The sequence below is a fragment of the Agarivorans sp. MS3-6 genome, assembly GCF_054112545.1.
In genome coordinates this window covers 3,003,548-3,024,318 of the sequence record NZ_CM134202.1, presented here as the reverse complement: position 1 = coordinate 3,024,318, position 20,771 = coordinate 3,003,548, and the positions used below count along the sequence as shown (strand labels likewise).

The 20,771-nt window shown below is 39.9% G+C and carries 15 protein-coding genes and 1 pseudogene; 8 read left to right on the top strand and 8 right to left on the bottom strand.

The window, feature by feature from the left end; all coding sequences use genetic code 11:
* Positions 1-102 precede the first annotated feature (102 nt).
* The 5 genes from ACVFI8_RS13860 to ACVFI8_RS13840 all read right to left on the bottom strand — a co-directional run bounded on the left by ACVFI8_RS13860 (position 103) and on the right by ACVFI8_RS13840 (position 6,883).
* Complete coding sequence (locus ACVFI8_RS13860) at positions 103-2,169, bottom strand: beta-galactosidase (protein ID WP_457871659.1); 2,067 nt, start codon at positions 2,167-2,169, stop codon at positions 103-105.
* On the bottom strand, positions 2,166-3,380 hold the full coding sequence (locus ACVFI8_RS13855; RefSeq protein WP_457871658.1) for a glycoside hydrolase family 53 protein: 1,215 nt from the start codon (positions 3,378-3,380) through the stop codon (positions 2,166-2,168). The genes ACVFI8_RS13860 and ACVFI8_RS13855 overlap by 4 nt, the downstream gene beginning before the upstream one ends.
* A gap of 15 nt (positions 3,381-3,395) precedes the next feature.
* Positions 3,396-4,238: a sugar ABC transporter permease gene (locus ACVFI8_RS13850; RefSeq protein WP_457871657.1), complete on the bottom strand. Its 843-nt coding sequence runs from the start codon at positions 4,236-4,238 to the stop codon at positions 3,396-3,398.
* Positions 4,238-5,542, bottom strand: coding sequence for a carbohydrate ABC transporter permease (locus ACVFI8_RS13845; protein ID WP_457871656.1), 1,305 nt, complete (start codon positions 5,540-5,542; stop codon positions 4,238-4,240). The genes ACVFI8_RS13850 and ACVFI8_RS13845 overlap by 1 nt, the downstream gene beginning before the upstream one ends.
* A gap of 105 nt (positions 5,543-5,647) precedes the next feature.
* The gene (locus ACVFI8_RS13840) at positions 5,648-6,883 is read right to left on the bottom strand and encodes an extracellular solute-binding protein (RefSeq protein ID WP_457871655.1); all 1,236 of its coding nucleotides are present in this window, start codon (positions 6,881-6,883) and stop codon (positions 5,648-5,650) included.
* Positions 6,884-7,104: 221 nt separating this feature from the next.
* On the opposite strand from ACVFI8_RS13840, the gene ACVFI8_RS13835 reads away from it, so the two are divergent.
* The 7 genes and pseudogenes from ACVFI8_RS13835 (at position 7,105) to ACVFI8_RS13805 (ending at position 16,477) form a co-directional block, all read left to right on the top strand.
* Positions 7,105-8,208 carry an ABC transporter ATP-binding protein gene (locus ACVFI8_RS13835; protein WP_457871654.1) on the top strand — a complete coding sequence of 368 codons (1,104 nt, stop codon included), beginning with the start codon at positions 7,105-7,107 and terminating at the stop codon, positions 8,206-8,208.
* Between the two features lie 74 nt (positions 8,209-8,282).
* Entirely contained in the window at positions 8,283-9,290 is a 1,008-nt protein-coding gene (locus ACVFI8_RS13830; protein ID WP_457871653.1) for a LacI family DNA-binding transcriptional regulator, read from the top strand.
* 717 nt (positions 9,291-10,007) lie between these two features.
* Positions 10,008-10,288, top strand: a pseudogene (locus ACVFI8_RS13825) (transposase); the annotation flags it as partial.
* 234 nt (positions 10,289-10,522) lie between these two features.
* Positions 10,523-11,521, top strand: a complete 999-nt coding sequence (locus ACVFI8_RS13820) for a glycoside hydrolase family 53 protein (protein WP_457871652.1) — start codon at positions 10,523-10,525, stop codon at positions 11,519-11,521.
* Between the two features lie 1,362 nt (positions 11,522-12,883).
* Positions 12,884-13,603 carry a polysaccharide deacetylase family protein gene (locus ACVFI8_RS13815; protein ID WP_457871651.1) on the top strand — a complete coding sequence of 240 codons (720 nt, stop codon included), beginning with the start codon at positions 12,884-12,886 and terminating at the stop codon, positions 13,601-13,603.
* 442 nt (positions 13,604-14,045) lie between these two features.
* A complete protein-coding gene (locus tag ACVFI8_RS13810; protein ID WP_457871650.1) occupies positions 14,046-15,677 on the top strand; it encodes a methyl-accepting chemotaxis protein in 1,632 nt (543 codons plus the stop codon).
* 14 nt (positions 15,678-15,691) lie between these two features.
* The gene (locus ACVFI8_RS13805) at positions 15,692-16,477 is read left to right on the top strand and encodes a substrate-binding periplasmic protein (RefSeq protein WP_457871649.1); all 786 of its coding nucleotides are present in this window, start codon (positions 15,692-15,694) and stop codon (positions 16,475-16,477) included.
* Positions 16,478-16,908: 431 nt separating this feature from the next.
* Here ACVFI8_RS13805 and ACVFI8_RS13800 read toward each other — a convergent pair whose 3' ends face one another.
* Positions 16,909-18,294: a DEAD/DEAH box helicase gene (locus ACVFI8_RS13800; RefSeq protein WP_457873829.1), complete on the bottom strand. Its 1,386-nt coding sequence runs from the start codon at positions 18,292-18,294 to the stop codon at positions 16,909-16,911.
* Positions 18,294-18,830, bottom strand: a complete 537-nt coding sequence (locus ACVFI8_RS13795; protein WP_457871648.1) for a hypothetical protein — start codon at positions 18,828-18,830, stop codon at positions 18,294-18,296. Before ACVFI8_RS13795 ends, ACVFI8_RS13800 begins: the two co-directional genes overlap by 1 nt.
* Positions 18,831-19,044: 214 nt before the next feature.
* Between ACVFI8_RS13795 and ACVFI8_RS13790 the strand changes: the two genes are divergently transcribed.
* Entirely contained in the window at positions 19,045-19,380 is a 336-nt protein-coding gene (locus tag ACVFI8_RS13790; RefSeq protein WP_457873828.1) for a helix-turn-helix domain-containing protein, read from the top strand.
* Positions 19,381-19,859: 479 nt separating this feature from the next.
* On the opposite strand, the gene araC is transcribed toward ACVFI8_RS13790, so the two are convergent.
* Positions 19,860-20,738 (bottom strand): arabinose operon transcriptional regulator AraC, encoded by an 879-nt coding sequence (gene araC / locus ACVFI8_RS13785; RefSeq protein WP_457871647.1) that lies wholly within the window; start codon positions 20,736-20,738, stop codon positions 19,860-19,862.
* Positions 20,739-20,771 lie beyond the last annotated feature (33 nt).

Here is a 20,771-nt window from a genome sequence, read left to right as displayed (position 1 = left end):
TTTTCACTTTCTTTAGGCAACACTTACCCGTAGGGCGAAATTCGCCCTAAATAGTTAATATGTTGAGAAAAGCGCCAGCCTATTGGTCTAGGCTGGCGGGTATCACTTTTTGCCTTTTATTACGACCACTTGATAGGCTGTAAGAGCTATATCTTTACCAATTTCAACACCAGTGTTCATGTTTACCCAGTCTCCACTAGGGCAACATATTTTGTTTTCACTCTTTAAAAGGTTCATGATGAATAAGTACCTATATTCACCGTCTCCTCGTTCAGTAACTGAAATACCGTAAGGCAGAGTCGGAAAAGTCTTGCTAACTTTATGCTCTGTAACTAATGCTTTGTAAAACAGACTATTGAAGTCAGTATTCGTCCGAGTTGCAATATAGTAAGCACTACCTAGCCCATGAATATTTTTGGTTAGAGCTGGCTTACCAATAAACATGTCTGAAGAAAAGTAAGCAAGAGCCTCAGCCGTTTCTAAATGAATATGCTCCATTAAGTGTTTGGCTTTAAAATCGCCACCTATGTTAGGTATTTTTCCATTAGGCATAGAAAAAGAAACCTGCTCATAGTCGTATAAAGAATCAATTTCTTCAGACCAAATACCCAAAGTTCGACGCAGTGGGCTACTTTCGCCCCCAGGAAAACCACCTAAGAAACAGAGGTCGTTTTCATCCACAACGCCCGTCCAATAAGTTACAACTAACGTCCCACCTTGTTTTACAAACTCCTCTAAACGTTCAGCAACACCCGGTTTAATGAGGTATAACATCGGGGCTACAACAACTTTGTATGGACTAAAGTCACAGAGCTGTTCAATAATATCGCAGTTGACGCCCTGTTCCCAAAAGCCTCGATAGTGATCACATACAGTTTGTTCGTAGTGCATTCCTTCATTTCTAGGGCCTGATGCATCATCTAGAGCCCAGCGGTTTTCCCAATCAAAAACAATTGCGACTTCTGCTGAGGTTTCTGTTCCGGCTACTTCATTTATTTTCCGTAAGTATTCACCGACTGCTGTAACCTCCTTGCCTGTTCTGGTGTCTGCATGACCAACATGGTCTATCACTGAACCGTGGAACTTCTCTACAGATCCCCGACTTTTACGCCATTGGAAGTACTGCACAGAGTCAGAGCCATGAGCAATCGCTTGTATTGAAGAAAGCAAATGGACGCCATCCTTTTTTAGTTTGGTAATAGGTTGCCAGTTCGTTTGACTTGGCGTTGACTCCATCAACAAAAAAGGTTGGTTCTTCAATGTACGCATCAAATCGTGGTACATCGCTGTATAGCAAGCGAGGGCTACTTCATCCTGATCTTTATGCCATAACGGATAGCTATCCCATGACACCACGTCTATAGATTTAGCCAATTCCCAATAGTTATAATCATAGAAATACTCCATAAAATTTGCGGTTGTAGGTAAATTTGGATTTACAGCCTTCAGCGGTTGTATCTCATGCTGGCAAAAGCTTGCAACTCGGTCTGTAGAGAAACGCTTCCAATCCAGTTTAAGCCCGTGTACTGAATTTTCACCGATAGGTGACGGTGATTCTATCTGCTCCCAGCTGCTATAGGTGTGGCTCCAAAAAGTTGTCCACCAACTTTTATTTAGGTTATCAAGGGTCTTATACTTTTGTTTCAACCATAACTTGAACTCGGTTTGGCAAAAATCACAATGACAATCGCCGCCATATTCATTGGAAATGTGCCAACCAATTACTGCTGGGTGATAGCTGTAGCGTTCAGCCAGTTTTGTATTCATTAACCTAACTTTCTCACGATAGTTTGGTGAGCTATAACAATGGTTATGGCGCTCGCCATGCAACTGCTTCACTCTTTGACTATTAACGCGCAACACATCAGGGTAATTCTCTGACAACCAAGCTGGTCGGGCACCGCTTGGCGTAGCTAAAAATACAGAGATATCATTTGCAACAAGTCTATCTAGAACAGCATCAAGCCATTCGAAATTGAACTCGCCTTCACTTGGTTCTAGCGCGGACCAACTGAATATACCTACAGACATCACGTTGCATCGAGTCTGTTTCATTAATTCAATGTCTTTAGCTAGAATATCGGGTCTATCCAGCCACTGTTCGGGGTTGTAGTCTGCACCATGTAGCAAACCATCTACCTTTGACATTATTTGTTTTCTATTGCTCATTTTTGACCTTTAAATACTTCTAACGACGGCAAAACGTTACCTTCAAAATCAAACAGCGCTTGATTCTCCCAGGAGTTACCCATATCCCAAATATCATCGCTGTATTCCATGCCTGCTTGAGTTGCCCAAGTAGCTCCGTCTACTGGTATCCAAGCAGGCTCCCAATAATAAATACCTAAGCCACTTTCATTTGGAAGGTCATTGATGAAGGTCATCATGTCAGAAAGATATTTAGCTTGGCCGCTCACGGAAACGTTGTAACCTTCAATAGGCCCTGATTCTGAGTAGCTATTTCCCAGTGAATCACCATTTTCATCAGTGAATGGAAAAGAAGTCTCTACAAGTACAACTGGTTTGTTATATCGTTCAATAACATCTTCCATATTGGCTTTAACATCAGCTATAGGACCATGCCACCATGGGTAATAAGACATCCCGATGACGTCATAATCCACACCGTGCTTTGTAATTTCATCAAACCACCAACGAAACAGTCCATTATCCCCGGCTTCCGCTAGGTGCAGCATGATTTGAATATCTTTATCGCTATTGTTTTCATGAACAGCTTGGATCCCTGCTTTTAAAAGTAGTGATAAGCGTTCAAACTCTTTACCGTCTTGCCCCCAACTTTTGCCATCTGGCCACAACATCCCTCCGTTAAGTTCATTACCTACTTGCACCATATCGGGAACAACACCAGCAGCTTTATGGGCTTTCATAACTTCTGCGGTATAGTCGTACACTTTCTGGGTAAGGTTTTCAAAAGTTAAGTTCTCCCAGTCTTTTGGCTTATCTTGCTTTTTAGGATCGGCCCAAAAATCGCTGTAATGAAGATCTAGAAGGAATGACATTCCATTTTCTTGTGCTCGTTTTCCTAGCTCAATCGACCGCTCTAACTCGTTATTTCCGCCACCATAAGCCTCTCCACTAATTGATGAGGGGTCTACCCATAATCTAGCCCGGACTGAATTTACGCCATGGTCTTTAAGGATCTCAATTAGGTCTCGTTCTATACCGTTCTGATAATACTTACCGCCTAACTTTTCTATTTCAGGCAACATTGAAATATCCATGCCCCGAATAAAATCATCCCTTAACTCAGGTGCAGTGATATTTGTTTCATTATCATTGTTCACACTCTTATTTGCTGATTGACAGCCAGCAAGAACCACTGCTGCACTGATTAGTGCAACCTTAAATTTAATATTCATGAATTTTCCTCGTTTTTAGCCTTTGGTACTACCTGCTGTTAAGCCAGATACAAAGTATTTTTGAAGTGATAAATATAAAAGCGCTACTGGTATTGAAACTAACACAGCACCAGCTGCGTAAGTGGTGTAGCTTGCGCCCATTTTCTCGACAACCAAATTATATAAACCAATTGGTAATGTATAATTTTCAGGTGTTCGTAAAATAGTCGTCGCAAGAATAAAATCGCCCAGAGGACCAGTGAATGAAAATAAAGCAACAACAGCGATAATAGGCTTAGAAATAGGTAATATTATTTCTATGAATATACGTATATTGCTAGCTCCATCCATTTTGGCCGACTCATCTAAATCTTTAGGGATAGCATCTAAATACCCCTTCATTAGATACGTATTCATTGGGATCATCCCTCCGACATAAACAAGTACTAGAGCTAGATGGCTGTTAATTAGTCCCAACATCTGAGCTAGAACAAATATTGCAATCAAGGCAGAGAACTGTGGAATCATTTGTAATAGAAGAAATAGCATCAAACTATTTTTCCGACCTTTAAAACGAAAGCGAGAAAAGGCATATGAAGTACATGAGACACTGATTAAAGTGAGCACCATAGTAAGAAAACTAATTTTCAAGCTATTCCAGAACCAAGTTAAGTATTCAACCTTGTCGTTAGAAAATAAAGTTACGTAGTGGTTTAGAGTAGGGTTATCAGGGAAGATTGATTCTCCCATGATACTATTTCCTGGATAAAAAGATGCTCCAACGGTCCAAACCAGCGGATAAATAATAATTATTGAGACCAAAAGTATCAGAGCGTAGCTAAAAGTTAGTCGAATACGATTACTTCGTTTAATACTCATTATCTAGTCTCCTCTTTGAATGAATTAGTCATGCGAAATTGCCACAGAGCAATGCCAACAACAAATATAGAGAGTAATAAGGTAATCGCTGAAGCAATACCATATTGTGAGGAAGACATTGTTAATTTGTAAATCCATGACACAAGAATATCAGTACCACCCGCATTACTACCTATTACAGCTGGCCCGCCATTATTGAATAAGTAGATAATGTTGAAGTTATTAAAATTGAATGTGTATTGGGTTATCAATATCGGTGCAATTGAATAAAATACGAGAGGTAGAGTAATAGTTCTTAATTGCTGAAACTTACTAGACCCATCCATTGTTGCTGCTTCATAAAGGTCATCAGGTATCGCTTGCAAAACACCAGTAGTCATTGCGAACACAAATGGAAATCCAAGCCATGTTTGAATCATTATCAATGCTGTTTTCGTCCAGAAAGGATCCGTTAACCAAGCCTTTGGCTCTATTCCAAAAAAATCTAGAATGACATTGTTGATGACACCAAAACTATCGTTGAACATCCCAGTAAAAATCAGAATAGTTACGAAGCCAGGCACTGCCCAAGGCAAGATGAAAATAGTTCGAATTAACGGTTTGAACTTTAGATCTTTTTGGTTAACTAAAATCGCTAACATCACCCCAACTGAACATTGAAGCGTTGATGCAAGTAATGTCCAAACAACAGTCCACTGCAACACATCAAAAAAAGTGTTTCGCCACAAATTAACTTCAAAAATATTAAAAAAGTTTTTCAGTCCTACCCAATCAACCAATTTTGCAGGTGGTGAGTTATAAAGATTGTAATTAGTAAACCCAATAGCAAAACCAAAAATTATGGGAAATACAACAACAAATACCAACAAAATGAATCCAGGGCTAATCATCAAATATGGAAAGCCTGAATTGATGACATTACGATATTGAACACGCAAAGAGTTCAGCTCTCGCCCTTCATCAAGCAATTTACCATTTTTGTATGCATCACTGATGCTTAATGCGTAAATCGACAAGCCAAACACAACGACTAAAGAAGCGATTATTCCTTCGGCTAAAAGGAACACAGAGTTATCTTCAGGTAGATTCTCTCCTAGAGTCACTACTCCCCACAAACCATGAGCAACAAAGTCACGACTCACTCCGTAAAAACTGATGAGAAGAACGAAAAAAATTGAGCCTTTTACGAACTGTCGGTTATAAAATTGGCCGAAGCCTGGGATCAGCGCCAATAGGGTGGCATACGATTTATGGGTTTTATTATTACCCATGCCACTATTGAAGCGTTCACTCATGTCAGACATTATTTAAACTCCAAATCGGAAAACATCCGGTTTGATGTGAATTTCTCATTTAATATGTTTAGAAAAACCCACATCAACAACTAACCGGGAACTACTAGATTTCTATTACTGGCCCATCATTGCGTGGTTTGCTTCAATTTGCATGTTGATACTATCTACAGCTGCATTAAGGGCGCCTGTCGCGTCTTGTTTATCTGTCGCGATGAGCTGCAGTGCACTATTTACAGGTGTCCAAACTTCATTCATTTCAGGAATAGAAGGCATCGGTACAGCATGAATCGACTGCATAGCAACCGCTCGTGCTCCCGGGTCATTTTTAATTACTGGGTCGTTAATTAGTTCAATAACCGCCGGTACTTCACCTGTCAGCTCAAAACGTTGCTTTGCGTTATCATAATTGTTAACAAACTCAATAAATTCTTGAGCTAGTGATTTGTTCTTGGAGAAAGTGGAAATACTGTAACTTTTAACCCCCATAAATGAGCCCATTTGTTCACCTGATGGGAGCTTAGGCAGAGGAGCCACACCGTAATTAATACCGGCTTCCTTATAAGGCTGCAAAGCCCATGGACCTGTTTGGACCATCGCTACCTTATTGGCGGTAAATAAGGAATCAATTGCATTTAGGCCATTGTTACCGATTATTCCTGTAGGAAACACTTTAGACTGGTAGAATTTTTGGATGTACTCTGCACCTTTAATTGCACCAGGAGTATTCAATAAGATTTTATTTGGGTTATAAGATCCATCTGAATTTTTAGCAAAGACGTCCCCACCCATGCCATTTAATATGCCATACGCGTAATAAAGCTCATCCCACTTAGCGAGTAACCCGTACTTATCTTCTTCACGAAACTTAAGAGATAACTCATAAATTTCATCGAGAGTCTCGGGTAGCTCAGGAATAAGTTCTTTGTTGTAAACCATAAATAAAGTTTCAACTGATTTAGGTAAACCGTAAAGAACGCCACTATATGTTAAAGCGTCGATAGAAGGCTGACTAAAGCTATCAATCACAGATTGCTTTGATTTGATTGGCGCAAGCAAACCTTGAATCACGGCACCTCCAATTTGGTCATGTGGAATTAAGATCACATCAGGACCAGTGCCAGCGGGACCGTCCATACGTAATGATTCAACCTGTCCTCCATAGGGCATTTCTAGTACTTCAACTTTTACCTTGTGTTCCTTTTCAAATGCCGCAACCGCTTCTTCATTTCCAAAGGACTTTTGAATATCTTCCCAGACCAATAATGATTGCTGAGCTGACGCTAGCGGTGAACACAATAAAGCAGCAACAATAGCCGCACCAATTTTTTTACTAAATTTACTATCATCCATAAAATTCACGCCTTGTGTTTTTTGTTTAAGATAAAATTTGTGGTGTAAATATGCTCCTCTATGTTACTTTTTTCATACAACTAGCGCACCAATGTGACCAAAGTCACAAATAATGGAATGATTTGTGAGTGCAATAACAATTAAAAATAAAATTTACTAAATAAATAGATAATTAATCACATTAGTTAGCTAATTTTTTTTATTTAACATGAGGAAAAAAAATGTCTTCGATCCAACTTTGTAATGTAGTTAAACGTTTCGATAGCACTGAAACGATCCACAATGTAAACCTCTCTATTGAAGAGGGGGAGTTTGTAGTGTTTGTCGGTCCTTCAGGGTGTGGTAAGTCAACCTTACTGAGAATGATCGCCGGCTTGGAGGATATTAGTGATGGCACCATTTCCATCGCGGATAATGTGGTCAACGATACGCCACCATCGGAGCGCGGTGCTGCGATGGTTTTTCAATCTTATGCTTTGTACCCACATATGACAGTGGGAGAGAACATGGCATACTCTCTAAAGGTAAACAAAGTGCCGAAAGAAGAGAGGCAAAAGAAAATTGAATTAGTAGGAAAGGCGCTACAGCTGGATCACTTGCTTGATCGAAAGCCAGCACAACTATCGGGTGGTCAGCGCCAACGCGTTGCTATTGGTAGAGCAATCGTTAGAGATCCCAAAGTTTTTCTTTTTGACGAACCCCTTTCTAATCTCGATGCAGAACTACGTGTCGATATGCGTCTTCACATTGCAAAGCTACACCAAGAATTGAAGTCCACCATGATTTATGTGACTCATGATCAAGTTGAAGCAATGACACTGGCAGATAAAATCGTCGTATTGCGAGACGGTAAAGTAGAACAAATTGGTTCTCCTATGGATTTATACCACAAGCCCGTTAATAAGTTTGTTGCTGGATTTATAGGTTCACCCAAAATGAACTTTCTGCCTTGTGAGGTTCATTCGTGGAATGAAAATGCTCTAACCATAAAATTAGATTGTGGCCAACAACTTACATTACCAATTAGAATGAACACAATACCTAAAGGCGAATTATTAACGATTGGTATTCGTCCTGAACACCTATCAACTGAATCAAGTTTTATTGAAGTAAATTTTCAGTGTCAAGTGGTTGAGCGATTAGGGGGCATGACTTATGTTTTTGGTCAGTGTGGTGGTATAGAAGACTTTAAATACCTGCATCACGGCGACACACAGGTGCAACCAGGTGAAGCTATTTCACTATTTGCTTCACCTTTAAATCTTCATCTTTTTGAATCCAATGGTGATGTAATCAACTTTACGGCGCTTGATAGCATCCATTAAATAATGAGTCGCCAAAGAGTGCTTTTACTCTTTGGCAAATTGAAATACCGTTAAGTTTAGAAAAAAGGTGCTCTGTGGCCACACTCAAAGATATAGCAAAAAAAGCTGATATATCCACGTCAACAATATCACGGTTCCTCAATAGTGATCCTACCTTGTCTATTAGCGACAATAAAAAGAAAGCTATACTCGAGGCTGTCGACGTTTTAGGCTATCAGTCACCAAAGCGGAGTAAGAAGCAATTTTCAAACATAGAGAGCGTGGAAGTTAGCCACAAAGGCTCCGCTAATGAATTAGTCATGGTAAATTTTCTTACGCCTACTCAAGAGATCAACGACCCTTACTTCACGTCAGTTAGAGCTGGCATTCAAAATCGCTGTTTAGAAAAAAATATAAACTTACGAACCTTACACTTAGATCAAGTTAGTGCTAATTTAGAATTAATCACTAATTCACCTGCAGTTATCGCTTTAGGACATTTCACTAATAAGCAAATTGCTACACTTTATCAAAATAATGAAAATATTATTTTTGTTGATTCATGTCCACTAGCTGGGAAGACTGATGCTGTATTAATCGATAGATCTTCATTAGCAAATGAAGTGCTTCAAAAAATTATCGCCAGCGGTTGTAAGCGCCCAGCGTTTATTGGTAATAATGAAGCTAGGCTTCATACTTTTCGTGAAGTGACAAAATCGAAAGGTCTATATCTAGAAGAATTGTGCAAAGTCAGCAAGGAGTATTGTATCGAATCTGGCTATCAGGCAATGAAAGAGATTTTAATACAGGGTACACAACCTGATGTTGTTTATGCTGCAACCGACATGGTAGCCATTGGTGTATATCGATGTATCTATGAGTATGGATTATCAATTCCTAGCGATATACAAGTAATAGGAACAAATGATGTGTCTTCCGCTCGCCATATGAACCCTAGCCTAACAACAATGCGTTTATTTCCTTTTGAGATGGGAGAGATGGCCATTGATATGTTTATAGAAAAGTTTAATGGGAGAAAGTATAATAAAACCGTGATTTTCGGTCACGAATTTATTTGGCGGGATAGCTTTAGGCGATCTTGATGCTTTATCGTAAATATATACTATAGAATAAAAGGTATTTAACCTAAACTCGGAATAAGGTTAAACGGGAACTAAAAGCTGGTTCTTCGCTCAAACCTATTCTTCCACGTCGACGACTTTTGTAAGGCTTTCTACTTCAGTGGCATAAGCATCAAATTGAAACAGGAAAACGCAAACGTAATCGCAAAATTCGAATGTTTGAATGTTTGAATGTTTGAATGTGAAATAATAACCATCGTTATTGCTTTCCATATGTCACATCAACGTGACTTTAAGAACGTCCTTCCAGGTATTATTCACCGATACTACAAGAATGAGATGCAACAACTACCCCGCTCGGCTGCTGTACCGATCTTTCAGGTGCCCTCTAGTAATTATAATGACTGGCCTAAGCAGCCATTAAGCCAGCGAGAAAGTCTAGATAAAAAGCTCAGTTCTAGATTGAGAGCGGTTGTAGGCGGGAAATATAGTGTGAATGATCCCAATAAAGTCTGATCGTTTTTGAGCAATGTTAGGGCACATGGGGCGGGCTAGCTAAAATATTTTTCCCTTTATTTGCTAGATCTCAATGCTGAGTAATCGACAGCTAATTATGTTTTCGATACATCAGTTATTGAATAGGGTTAATGTAATATCTGACTCTGAAGAATATTTGAAGTCCAACCTGAGCCAAGGATAAACGGCTGAAGCTATTTGATTACAAGGTTATTGATTACGGCGCTAACAGCAGATCTAAAAAAGGATGGCATTACCCTAATAACAACTCACCGCAAGAAAATGAGAGCTAAAGTTCTGGCTGTGTGGGATAGAGCCATGCTATCGAAAAATTCATTATCGAGACAGTTAATGACCAACTCTAAAACATAGCTGAAATTGAGCATTCTCGTCACCGAAGCTTACATGTCTTTATGTTGAACTTATTAAGGAGCCTCATTGCTTATTGTCTAAAGCCAGAAAAGCCATCACTAAACATCACGAACACCAAAGAAAAGGGCTAATTGCGATGGTTTAAACCATTTTCAGCTTATTTTAGTATTTTAAAGGTAGATATTTTCAGATTGTGTTAACAAGTCACACTAAAATTTACTATGTCACACTCGTGACTCGTCACGAAATGCATAAATAAAAGTCACAATGCGCACACCCTCGTAACATCTAACTTAATGATTTTGAACTGTTGATATAGTTTTTATGTTTCTGACACATAAATATTAATTTGTTAACGGTGAAAAATGAAAAAGATATTCAAAAACATGATTATCATTAGTTCTTTGGTGACCTGTACCTACACACATGCATTAACAAAAGGGGCTGACATTAGCTGGATTACCCAAATGGAGGACAATGGTTATGAGTTCTTCAATGATTGGGGCTACAAGCAAGACGTCCTTTCAATCCTACGTGACCACGGAATGAATGCTGTTCGGTTACGAGTTTGGGTTAACCCTAGTGACGGCTATTATAGCTCACTAGAAGATGTAATAATTAAAGCTAAATGGGCCAAAGCTGCAAATATGGATGTAATGATAGATTTCCATTACAGTGACACTTGGGCCGACCCTGGTAACCAGTGGAAGCCCTCTGCATGGGAAAACTTGGGCTTTGAAGAGTTAATGGACGCCGTTTGGTCACATACTAGGGACTCTCTAATTGCGCTTAAAGATGCGGGAATAACCCCAAAATGGGTCCAAGTAGGAAATGAGACGAACAACGGTATGCTTTGGAATGATGGTTTAGCTTCAAGCAATATGAAAAATTATGCTTGGCTGTTTAATAGCGGCCGTAATGCCGTTAAAGACGTATTTCCAGATGCTAAAGTTATTGTACATCTTGCTAACTGCCATGATAACGATAACTTTCGCTGGATATTAGACGGATTACAATCAAATAACGCTTGGTGGGATGTTGTGGGTGCCTCATCTTACCCTAAGAATGCAACAGGCATGACCTGGCAACAGGCTAACGCTCAATGTTTAATAAACCTAAATGATATAGTTAATCGGTATGGCACCGAAGTGATGATTAGTGAAATAGGTGTTCCTTGGGATGACCCTGAAGCAAAAACGATCGTAGCAGATATGATTAATAAAGTTCGTAGTGTTACTCAAGCTAAAGGAACTGGTATTTTTTATTGGGAGCCTCAAGCGTACAATTGGCAAGGTTACACACTTGGAGCTTGGGATCCAAATACAAAACAGCCAACAGAAGTGCTTGATGCATTTTTAGAGTAACGTAATTATATGGTTCAACTTCAGACTTCATTAGAGATAAGTTCATTCACTGACGAGGTCTGTTTGTAAAAGAAATCATCCTCTTCATAGAGCCAATTTCAATTGCGAAGGGTTTAGACCCGACCCAAATCGTAGTTTAATAATGGTCTTGTTCATCAATTCATTGCAGAGAGCGCTTCCACAGCGGGTTTCCTTTGGTGGTCATCCTCCCAATACCCAGCATTTTTCCTAGGAAGGATAACTGTATTAGCCCGCTTGTGCCGGACTTTCTGTTAACTCAGGTGCGCATCGTAAGCACCTTTTGCGCTAGCAGTGACTATCTTTCTTCTAAGGAGGAGTAAGAGCGCCAGCAAAACCTCTCGTCATATACCCAGTCCATGACCTCTGCACCCACTATTTGGTTAGTTTTCGCATCTACCGCTAGGTGAACTTATGCTAAAAACGACGTTTCTCAGCACTATGTTTACTACCTTCTCCGAATCCCTTGAGGCCTGTGGCGTAAATCACCAATAGTGCAGCTTTGTAGTTGGTTTTCGAATTTAACGGTCCTCGCTCGTTTGCTAAAATCAACTGTAGTCAGGTGACTTCAATTCAAGCTTGAAGGGCTAGGATTGTGAATTAACAAACCCTTCCAATCCACGAAGTGGTAGTTAGCCCCCTCCCTTTAACCATGAGTGCCGTCGCTATCGCGTGTCGCTTTAGGTTTGGCTGCGTCCCGTCGTCCAGTAAGCGTAATTTTGTACCACTTTGTTGATAGTTTATTCATCCATCCAAAACGTTAACGAACCACATCACTTGAGTGCCGTATTGTATTGCTTCCAGTTGATGATCTTTTGCTTGGCTTTACCATGTGCATAAACCAAATTATCTGACCTGATCACTCAGAGTTAACTTGGTTCAATCTGATTTGAGCAACAACACCTAATCAACAATACAGTTCAAACCATAAAGTGGATAAAAAATACCAGATACATAGATTTGATCAATATCGCAATTAGACTATTGATAGTAAATCCTTAGAACTAAAACTATATACAGCTCTAAGCAATGCTCTTTAATTAAAATGCTTCTGGGTTATTCGATTACTCTCTCACGACCTCCATTTTCTAAACGTGATATAACATTTCATACTTTTGGAACGACAACTAAATAATACAATAGCATATTTAAATAAGGTGACATTAGATAACAACAACTCAACACACAGAAAATAAAAAAGTAAATGCATATATCATTTTACATAATGGTCGATAATGTTTTTTTAATTTAACTTAGGAACGCAATAAAGTCTGACTGAATAATAACAAATGAAAACTAACGTTTTATTGCTCACTCAAAAATAATTAAAGTAAGGAAACTAAAATGAACATACGTACTTTAGCGATATTGGCGTTAACTTTATCAAGTTTAAATGCATGTACAAGCGATATATTAGACAACGTAGAAACACCAGATCCACAAGCGAAATACGTAGCTCTTACCTTTGATGATGGCCCGTCATCAACAATGACACCATTGGTGATTGAGAAACTAGATGATCACGATGTAACCGCTACTTTCTTTCTAATAGGTCAAAATATTAATGTCGCAACCAGCAATGTATTAAACGACATGGTAGCTCGCGGTTATGAATTTGGTAATCACTCTTGGGGTTATGACGGACTAGATACTAAAGCTAGCGATCAAATAACAAAATCCGTTAATGACACTCAGCAAGCGATCATAGATGCCACGGGAATGACTCCTGCTTTTTTCAGACCACCTAACCTTGCAACAAGCCAAACCATGTTTGATGTAATTGACTACCCATTTGCTAGCGGTGTACTGGGTTATGACTGGACAGGGGGCGCGGCAACAGCACAAGAAGTAGCAGATAACATTCTAAATAATGTCCAAGACGGCTCTATTATTCTACTCCACGACAATCAGCCTCTCCCTCATCCAACTCCTGCTGCTTTAGACATTATTATTCCAGAGTTAAAAAGTCGAGGGTATGAATTTGTTACACTTAGCGAGCTATTTGAAATCAAAGGAGTGGAGCCCCAAGCTCATGATGGAAAAATGTGGACAGTAGCTAATTAAAATTTAAAAGCCAATAGAAAATGGCCTTGTTGCCTAAATAATATTGAGCATATCCTCCCTTTTTTCGCGACCGGATTATTAAACCTCAACAATCCGGTTGCATTTATGAGCAAACGGTAGGCACGGCAACGGTTATTTCTACCCAAAGACAAACCAAAAAATTTATATCTTTTATAAAGAATCAAAATTACCAATAAGAGAATTAGATTTACCACTGGCAAAAACTTAAAAGCAACCTAATCTCTTTCTTTATATTCACATCAAATAAATCATCACTAAATTTGGCCCAACTGTGCAAGATCAATCAGTCAGCATCCACATAAGTAAAGAAAGTCGAAACTTGCGCATACCAGAGCCTTCTACCTACAATACTTTAAGACTACACGATGACCGCCCTTATTAAATAAGGGAATTGTTAATACTTTATTGGTGATAAATATAGATGAATACTAGTAGCTTAAGGTTTAGATACTCAGTGGTTTTTGCTGTCAATGCCATATTATTGATTGTTGTATCATTGATCGGCTTTAATGTGAGCCAAAATACTCAGAAAAACTTAGTAACAGTGGAAGAAAGCATACTTCCTGCACTTACTGCTGTTCTTCAGGCCGATCGAGACCTATACCAAGCGCGGATAGCAGAACTAAACGCAGTAGAAGCACCGTTATCAGTACTCACTAATTTAATGAAAAGCTATCAAGATAATGCAGAACAAGCCCTACAGCGTATGCAACAATTTGAAGCGCTATTAAGTGAATACCCAGAGTCGACCAGAGGCTTAGAAAGCTTTAATCAAAAGTTTAGTCAATGGAAAAGTTCCAGCAGCGAAGTATTTTCCTTGCTTAAACAAGGCGAAAAGAAACAAGCTATTACCTTGAGTTCCGGCCCAAGCTTACAAGACTTTGAAAACTTGAGGCAAGTCTATAATGCTGCTACCGAAGCTGCAGAGATTCTTGCTAAAGGTATCAAACAACAGTCATTTGAAGAGGTAAGCACCCAATTAAGCATGTTAGTTTTTGTTAGTTCTGTTACAATTTTGTTATCTATCGTATTAGCTTACTTTGGTCCCAAAATTTTGACTGATTCAATTAACCGCATTACCGAGCGAATTAACGATATCTCGCAAGGGGATGGAGATCTAACTCAACGATTAGAAATAAGACGCAATGACGAAATAGGCGAATTAGCCACCAGTTTTAATCAGTTTGTTGACTTACTAGAAGTATTAATCAGCAATGTGAACAAATTTTCTCGGGAGCTTAACCATTCTATTACTGATATCAACCAAAAGTCGGAACAAACTACCGAAGTAAGCAAAGAGCAAAACCAATCAGTAGAAATGATAGCTACAGCTGTTACACAAATGGCCGCAGCTATTAGAGAAGTCGCGAACAACGCAAATAATACAGCTGAAGAAATCAACACAGTCAACAACCAAACCGAGCAAGGACAAAACGTTACCAAGGAATCGGTAGAGCACATCACCCTACTATCGAACACTGTACAAGATGCCACTAATGTTATAGAAAATTTATCACAAGATTCCGACCGCATAGCCTCGGTATTAGATGTGATTAGGGGCATTGCTGAACAAACTAACTTACTCGCATTGAATGCAGCCATTGAAGCTGCTCGTGCAGGCGAGCAAGGTCGAGGATTTGCTGTAGTTGCTGATGAAGTGAGAAGCTTAGCAAGCAAAACCCAGCAATCAACTGAAGACATTCAAAAAATGATTGAAGCCTTACAAAATGGTGTGACTAGAGCAGTAGACGCTATAAACAAGGGCTCTAGTGTTGCCAAGGGTACAGTAGACTTAGCTGAACAAACTTTAGAAGCGCTAAATCAAATCTTAGAATCAACCTCCAAAGTGAGTGAGGTCTCTGCATCCACAGCGACTTCTACCGAACAGCAAAGTCATGTAACTGAAGACATTGACCGTAACCTTACAGAGCTCGCCGACAAAACCCGAATGAACTTGGATAATGCCCAAGAATCGATGGCTGCAGCACAAATAGCAATCGAACAAGCCAAGCAGTTAGACCAACAGCTTAATCGATTTAAAGTGTCAATATAAAAGCGACTTAATCAGTGAAGTATCACCTCATAATTGCACTAATTATCTTCCACATTATTCTTGTGAAAGATGCTGTGTCAAGCTCACCTACAAGACTCATTGCGGTAAATGAGGCGCCTGCTAGCTACGTGGATGAAGATGGAAATGTTCAGGGGTATGTTGTCGATATTGTTAGAAATCTAGCCAGAAGACTAGCAATCGAAAGCGAGATCGAAGTAATGCCTGAGGCACGCGCACTAAAAACAGCGTACAACAACAACAATGTCATTGTGTTCGCATTTAGTCGTAATGCCGAACGCGATAGAAAACTAAATTGGATAGGTCCGGTATTAACAAAAACTTGGGGGATATATGGTTTAAATACCTCCCCCCAAAAAAAACACGAAAGCTTAGAAAACTATCCAAGTATAGGTGTAGTAAATGGTGATATTCGTCATGAATGGTTAGCAAGTCAAGGGTTAAACAACTTACACTTAAGTGTAAGCCATGAACAAAATATTAAGTTATTATTAAGGAAGCGAATAAGTAGCATCGCTTATGACAGAATTAGTTTGCACTTATTATCAACTGCGCTTGGTATCGACCCAACTAGCTTTAGATTGTTAAAACGATTAAAACAGGAAAACGTATATATTGGAATGTCTAAAAACTTACCTAACGTAGAGCAATGGCAGCAGGCTTTTATAGAAATCCGAGAAGAAGGGGAGCTACATAAAACAACTGAAAAATGGATTGATAGAATGAAGGTTCAATACAATATAGAAGCCCACGCTAACAATGAAATATTATCCTTAGACTAAGCTAGATACCTAGAACAGTCTAAATGCTATTTGCGCTTCCTTCCGGCGTTGTTGATCAATTCAGTGTAGACAGCGCTTTAGCCTCAAGGCTTGCAGCGTATTGCCCATCTACCTGACGAGCGGGCATACCTAGCCCGCAGACCTTCTTCAAGGCCTTCACCCTCCTATGATTTCGCCCACTTTAGCGTAAGCTCTATTGATCACTGAGCGACTATTTAAAATGGTACATCACTGTTTCGGATAGTGAACGTAGATGATAGCTAAATCCGTCTTCCACTGGCTCAGTTCATCATGCTTAAGCGCGTTCACGGCTGGTTTCTTCGATGGTTCATACTATCATTTAACCTAGACAGCTCCTGTGCTGTCGATTCTATATACAAGGGGCACTGCAGAGCCTTGACACTCTTCGCTTGGTCAAAATAGCCAAACACTCACCCAAACAGCTGTACTATTCGTTCCTTAAAACCACCAAGTAAAGCTAGGTTGTAGTTGTTTTCTTCTTCCATATCTCTCGGTTTAGTTACTGGTTCTCTCATATTTGATTGGCTAAGTTCTAGGCTGACGGCATTAGTAGCATTGTCGTTGAATGAGCTTTCGATTTGATACTTGTTAGCAGTTAAGGAAACATCAATCGTTTCGGTATTCTGTTGCTCAAATATCACAGTTGTATCTGGTAAATCTACGTTAATACGCTGCGCAAAGTCGCTCAAGCTTGGTTCTGCTAGGGTGAATAACCATGCAGCTTGCTTTGGTGAACCATCAACACGCAATATTCGGCCAAGAACTTGCCGGTAGTGCATTTCTGTTTTTATACGGCTGAGGTGGCAACATACTTGTAGCCGAGGAATATCGGTGCCTTCAGCAATCATCCCTACACTGACAATCCATTGCGTGTTGTTATGCCTGAATTGCTCGATTGTTTCCGAAGGGTTTTTCATGTGTGAGGTAACAAGGCATGCAGATTGCGCCAAGTCATCAACTAAATAACTGAGTAGCTTTTTCGCATGAGCAATAGACGAAGCAACGATAAGCCCCCCTGCTTTTTGATTAAACGTTCTAATTTCTGTGAGTTTACTCACTCCCAGCTTGAGGAGATAAAGCATCACCTGCGGGTGATGGAGTATTGCTGAGTAACTTAATGAAGAATCGGCCAGCAAGGAAGAAAACGAATGAAAAACTCTACGCTCATCGCCTTCGCTAAAGTGAATGTTGTCGTTGTCGATCAAAGCGATATTTGGCGTACGGCAAACGCCGTCAGCGATAGCTTGCTCCAAGCCATAGGTGAAATCACGGTGAAGAGTGTTATCAGGCTCAGTAAAGCGGGACAACACAATGGGCGCTTTGTCTGAGCGCCACGGAGTACCTGATAATGCTAGAGTGAAGGCTGCCTTATCTTGAATGTTAACTAAAACTTCTTCTCCCCAAGCATTTGCACTTGCAAATTCATGGCCTTTCAAATGATGCACTTCATCCATCACCACCATAACTTTATGGGTGTTAAGCAACTGCCAAAAATCACTATTAAGCGAAGACATAGATTGGTAGGTGTAAGCGTTGCCTACCGAACCTATTAAACCGTCAAATCGTTTGTTTAAGCGTTTTGAAAAAGTAGATCTAATGCCTTCGTTCACTTCAGTTGATGGTGAAAAGCACAGTACAAAATCGATTTGTCCAGCGTCTAGTAAATGGCGTGCTAACTCTGCTGCCATTACGGTTTTGCCAGCTCCTGGTGTGGCTAAGCACATAAAGTGATTTTGTTGGGGATAGAGCTTTAGTGCGTGCTCAATGCATTTCGATTGCCATTGGCGTAGTGGCATCACAGTGATTTCAGCTCTGCTATTCCTGCTTCCAGCGCTTTTATTTTCCCTGTCAACGTAGAGCTGTGATTGCGTGCCGTCATATAGCGAGGATATAACTTTGCTCTAGCTTGCGGTATTGAATCACACAAACGCTTAAACTCCTCAGCCTCACCAATGCTACTTAGTAAATTGACTTGATATTGATTCAAGGTTGACTGTAAAGCATCAAGTTGCGCTGAAATCTTAGGGTTGAGTCCACTTTCTACAAATGGCTGAACAGCTGATTTAGCCTCTTTATTGGGCTTGCTGGGGCTTAATAGTTGTGGGCTAAATGTTGAGGTCTTAAGATAAACATGTTTGCCATTTTCATGTTGTTTAGTCAGCATTTTATTGGCTATCAAACGGCGTAAAGTACGGTGCACCATCTGGCTCGCGTTTTTGTTCGTTTCTTCTTTGTACACCTCTTGGTAGGCCGTTTTTAGCTGGCTAACTGTAAACTGCTGAAACTTCTCATCTATTAACGTTTTGTACAACACACTATCTATACGAACCATGGATAACTCACATCAACCAAATTACTTTTCTTGAAAGACTTACTAAACGCTCAGAGACCAACATCAGGGATTACAGCGTTCCTTTGTGTAAAAACTCCTAGCTCTTGACAATTCGAAGCAAAAAGCTAAGGATTCCTTAGTATACCTTATGTTAAAAAACTAAGACAATCTTAGTTATCTTAGGATCATCAATGACACCACCTTGGCCGATAAAATTACAACTCCGCTACCACTTAGGCTTAAGCAGGCTAGAACCGCTATGGGGATCAGTCAAAAGGCGCTTGGCATTAAGCTCGGTATGGAGCCAGGAACAGCTAGTGCTAGGATGAATCACTACGAGAAAGGGAAGCATACTCCTGATTATACAACCTTAAAGCGCATGGCTGATGAGCTAGGTGTACCGGTGGCTTATTTCTTTTGTGAATCAAAGAAAAGCGCTGAGTTAGTGTGTTTACTTGAAGCCCTGAGTGATGCAGAAAAAGACGTATTGATTGAAAACTTGAAAAGTGACCCAGCCTCACCCAAGGATAAGCAACCTAAGAAAAATTAAACCTAAAGATGGCACGGTACTCGACCCTCTTGCATGTTTCAAGACACGCTTAAGGCAACTAACATCTTACTCTAGGTTCACTATTGTACACCTGTAGGTGATTTCATTTTAGCCTCGAACATGCTAACAACTAGGAAGAGACCCTTCTTTGTTAGTCATTAACAAGCATAAACTACGGTACCTTAGCTTACGATAGTATGAAGGTGCTTCATTCTGAAAATATTGCATTGATTGGACGGCTAACTTTAATGTCCGACTATAGAGATCCTCGGAAGTCATGAATTCTATGGGCCTCTACTAGTTAAGAAAGTGATTGAAGAGTGCGAGTAAAAGCAAACCACTACCCAAATGTACTTTGTAGAAAACTCTAGTGTAGTGATTTATGGAATGTACTTCCATGGAAGTACTTTTTGAGCAGAGTTTGAACTGCATGATTGCACTGAGCGAAGTATTCAAAAAACCACTTTGGCGGCGGTAAATCACTCTTTAACGTGGTTGACATAAGTGAATTTTCTTCGATAATTCAGCGGGCTAGTCGTCGCAGCTTTCTTAAATACACGGGAGAAATAAAGGGGATCGTTAAAGCCCACACTTCTACTAATAGAGTTAATAGGCCGGTTTGTCGTTACCAATAATTGCTTTGCTAAAGATATGCGCTGGTCATCGCGCCATTGTGTGATTGTCATTCCAAGCTCTTGCTGAAATAAATGCGCTAGGCGTGATGGAGATAGGCATACTTTCTCAGCGATTTCTTTATGCGTTATTTGACGGTCAATATTCAAGCTCAGGAATTGAGTTGCGATTTCTATGCGGTCATCAATTGGTTTTTGTTGTTGATTGGGCTGATATTTTTTACAGCGGAGCAGTAACTGTTCTAAGTGATTTAGTGCAAGATCGTTATCAAGTGTTGAACTTGATTTCGAAAAAGATTCTATTTCTTTGAAAAGTTTAAATATTTTATCCCGTGCCGCTTTAGATTCTACGGAAGTTAGGTAAACACCTTCTTGTTGTTGATCCCAGCTCAATAGGTCTTTCCAGTAGGCTCTAGGATGAAAATAAACCCAATCGTGTACCCAGTGGCTACTCTCTGGGTGACGTCGGTACAGATGTTCTACCTTAGGAGGGAATAAAATGAGGTCGCCTTCGTTAGCCTCAAAACTGCGATCACCATCAAAAATAAGACCACGACCTTTTTGCGTGATATTAATGATGTAGCCTTTCATGCCAAAGGGACGGGAGATTGGGAAGTCAAACTCGCCATTTTTGTATATAGGTGTGACACCTGAAACAAGATGCACATCAAAGTTGTAGCCAGGCTTTAAAGGGTCGCTTTGTGTAATATTTTTTTGACTAGGCATTTAAAGTTTCCTTTAAAGTTACTAAACAAGCGA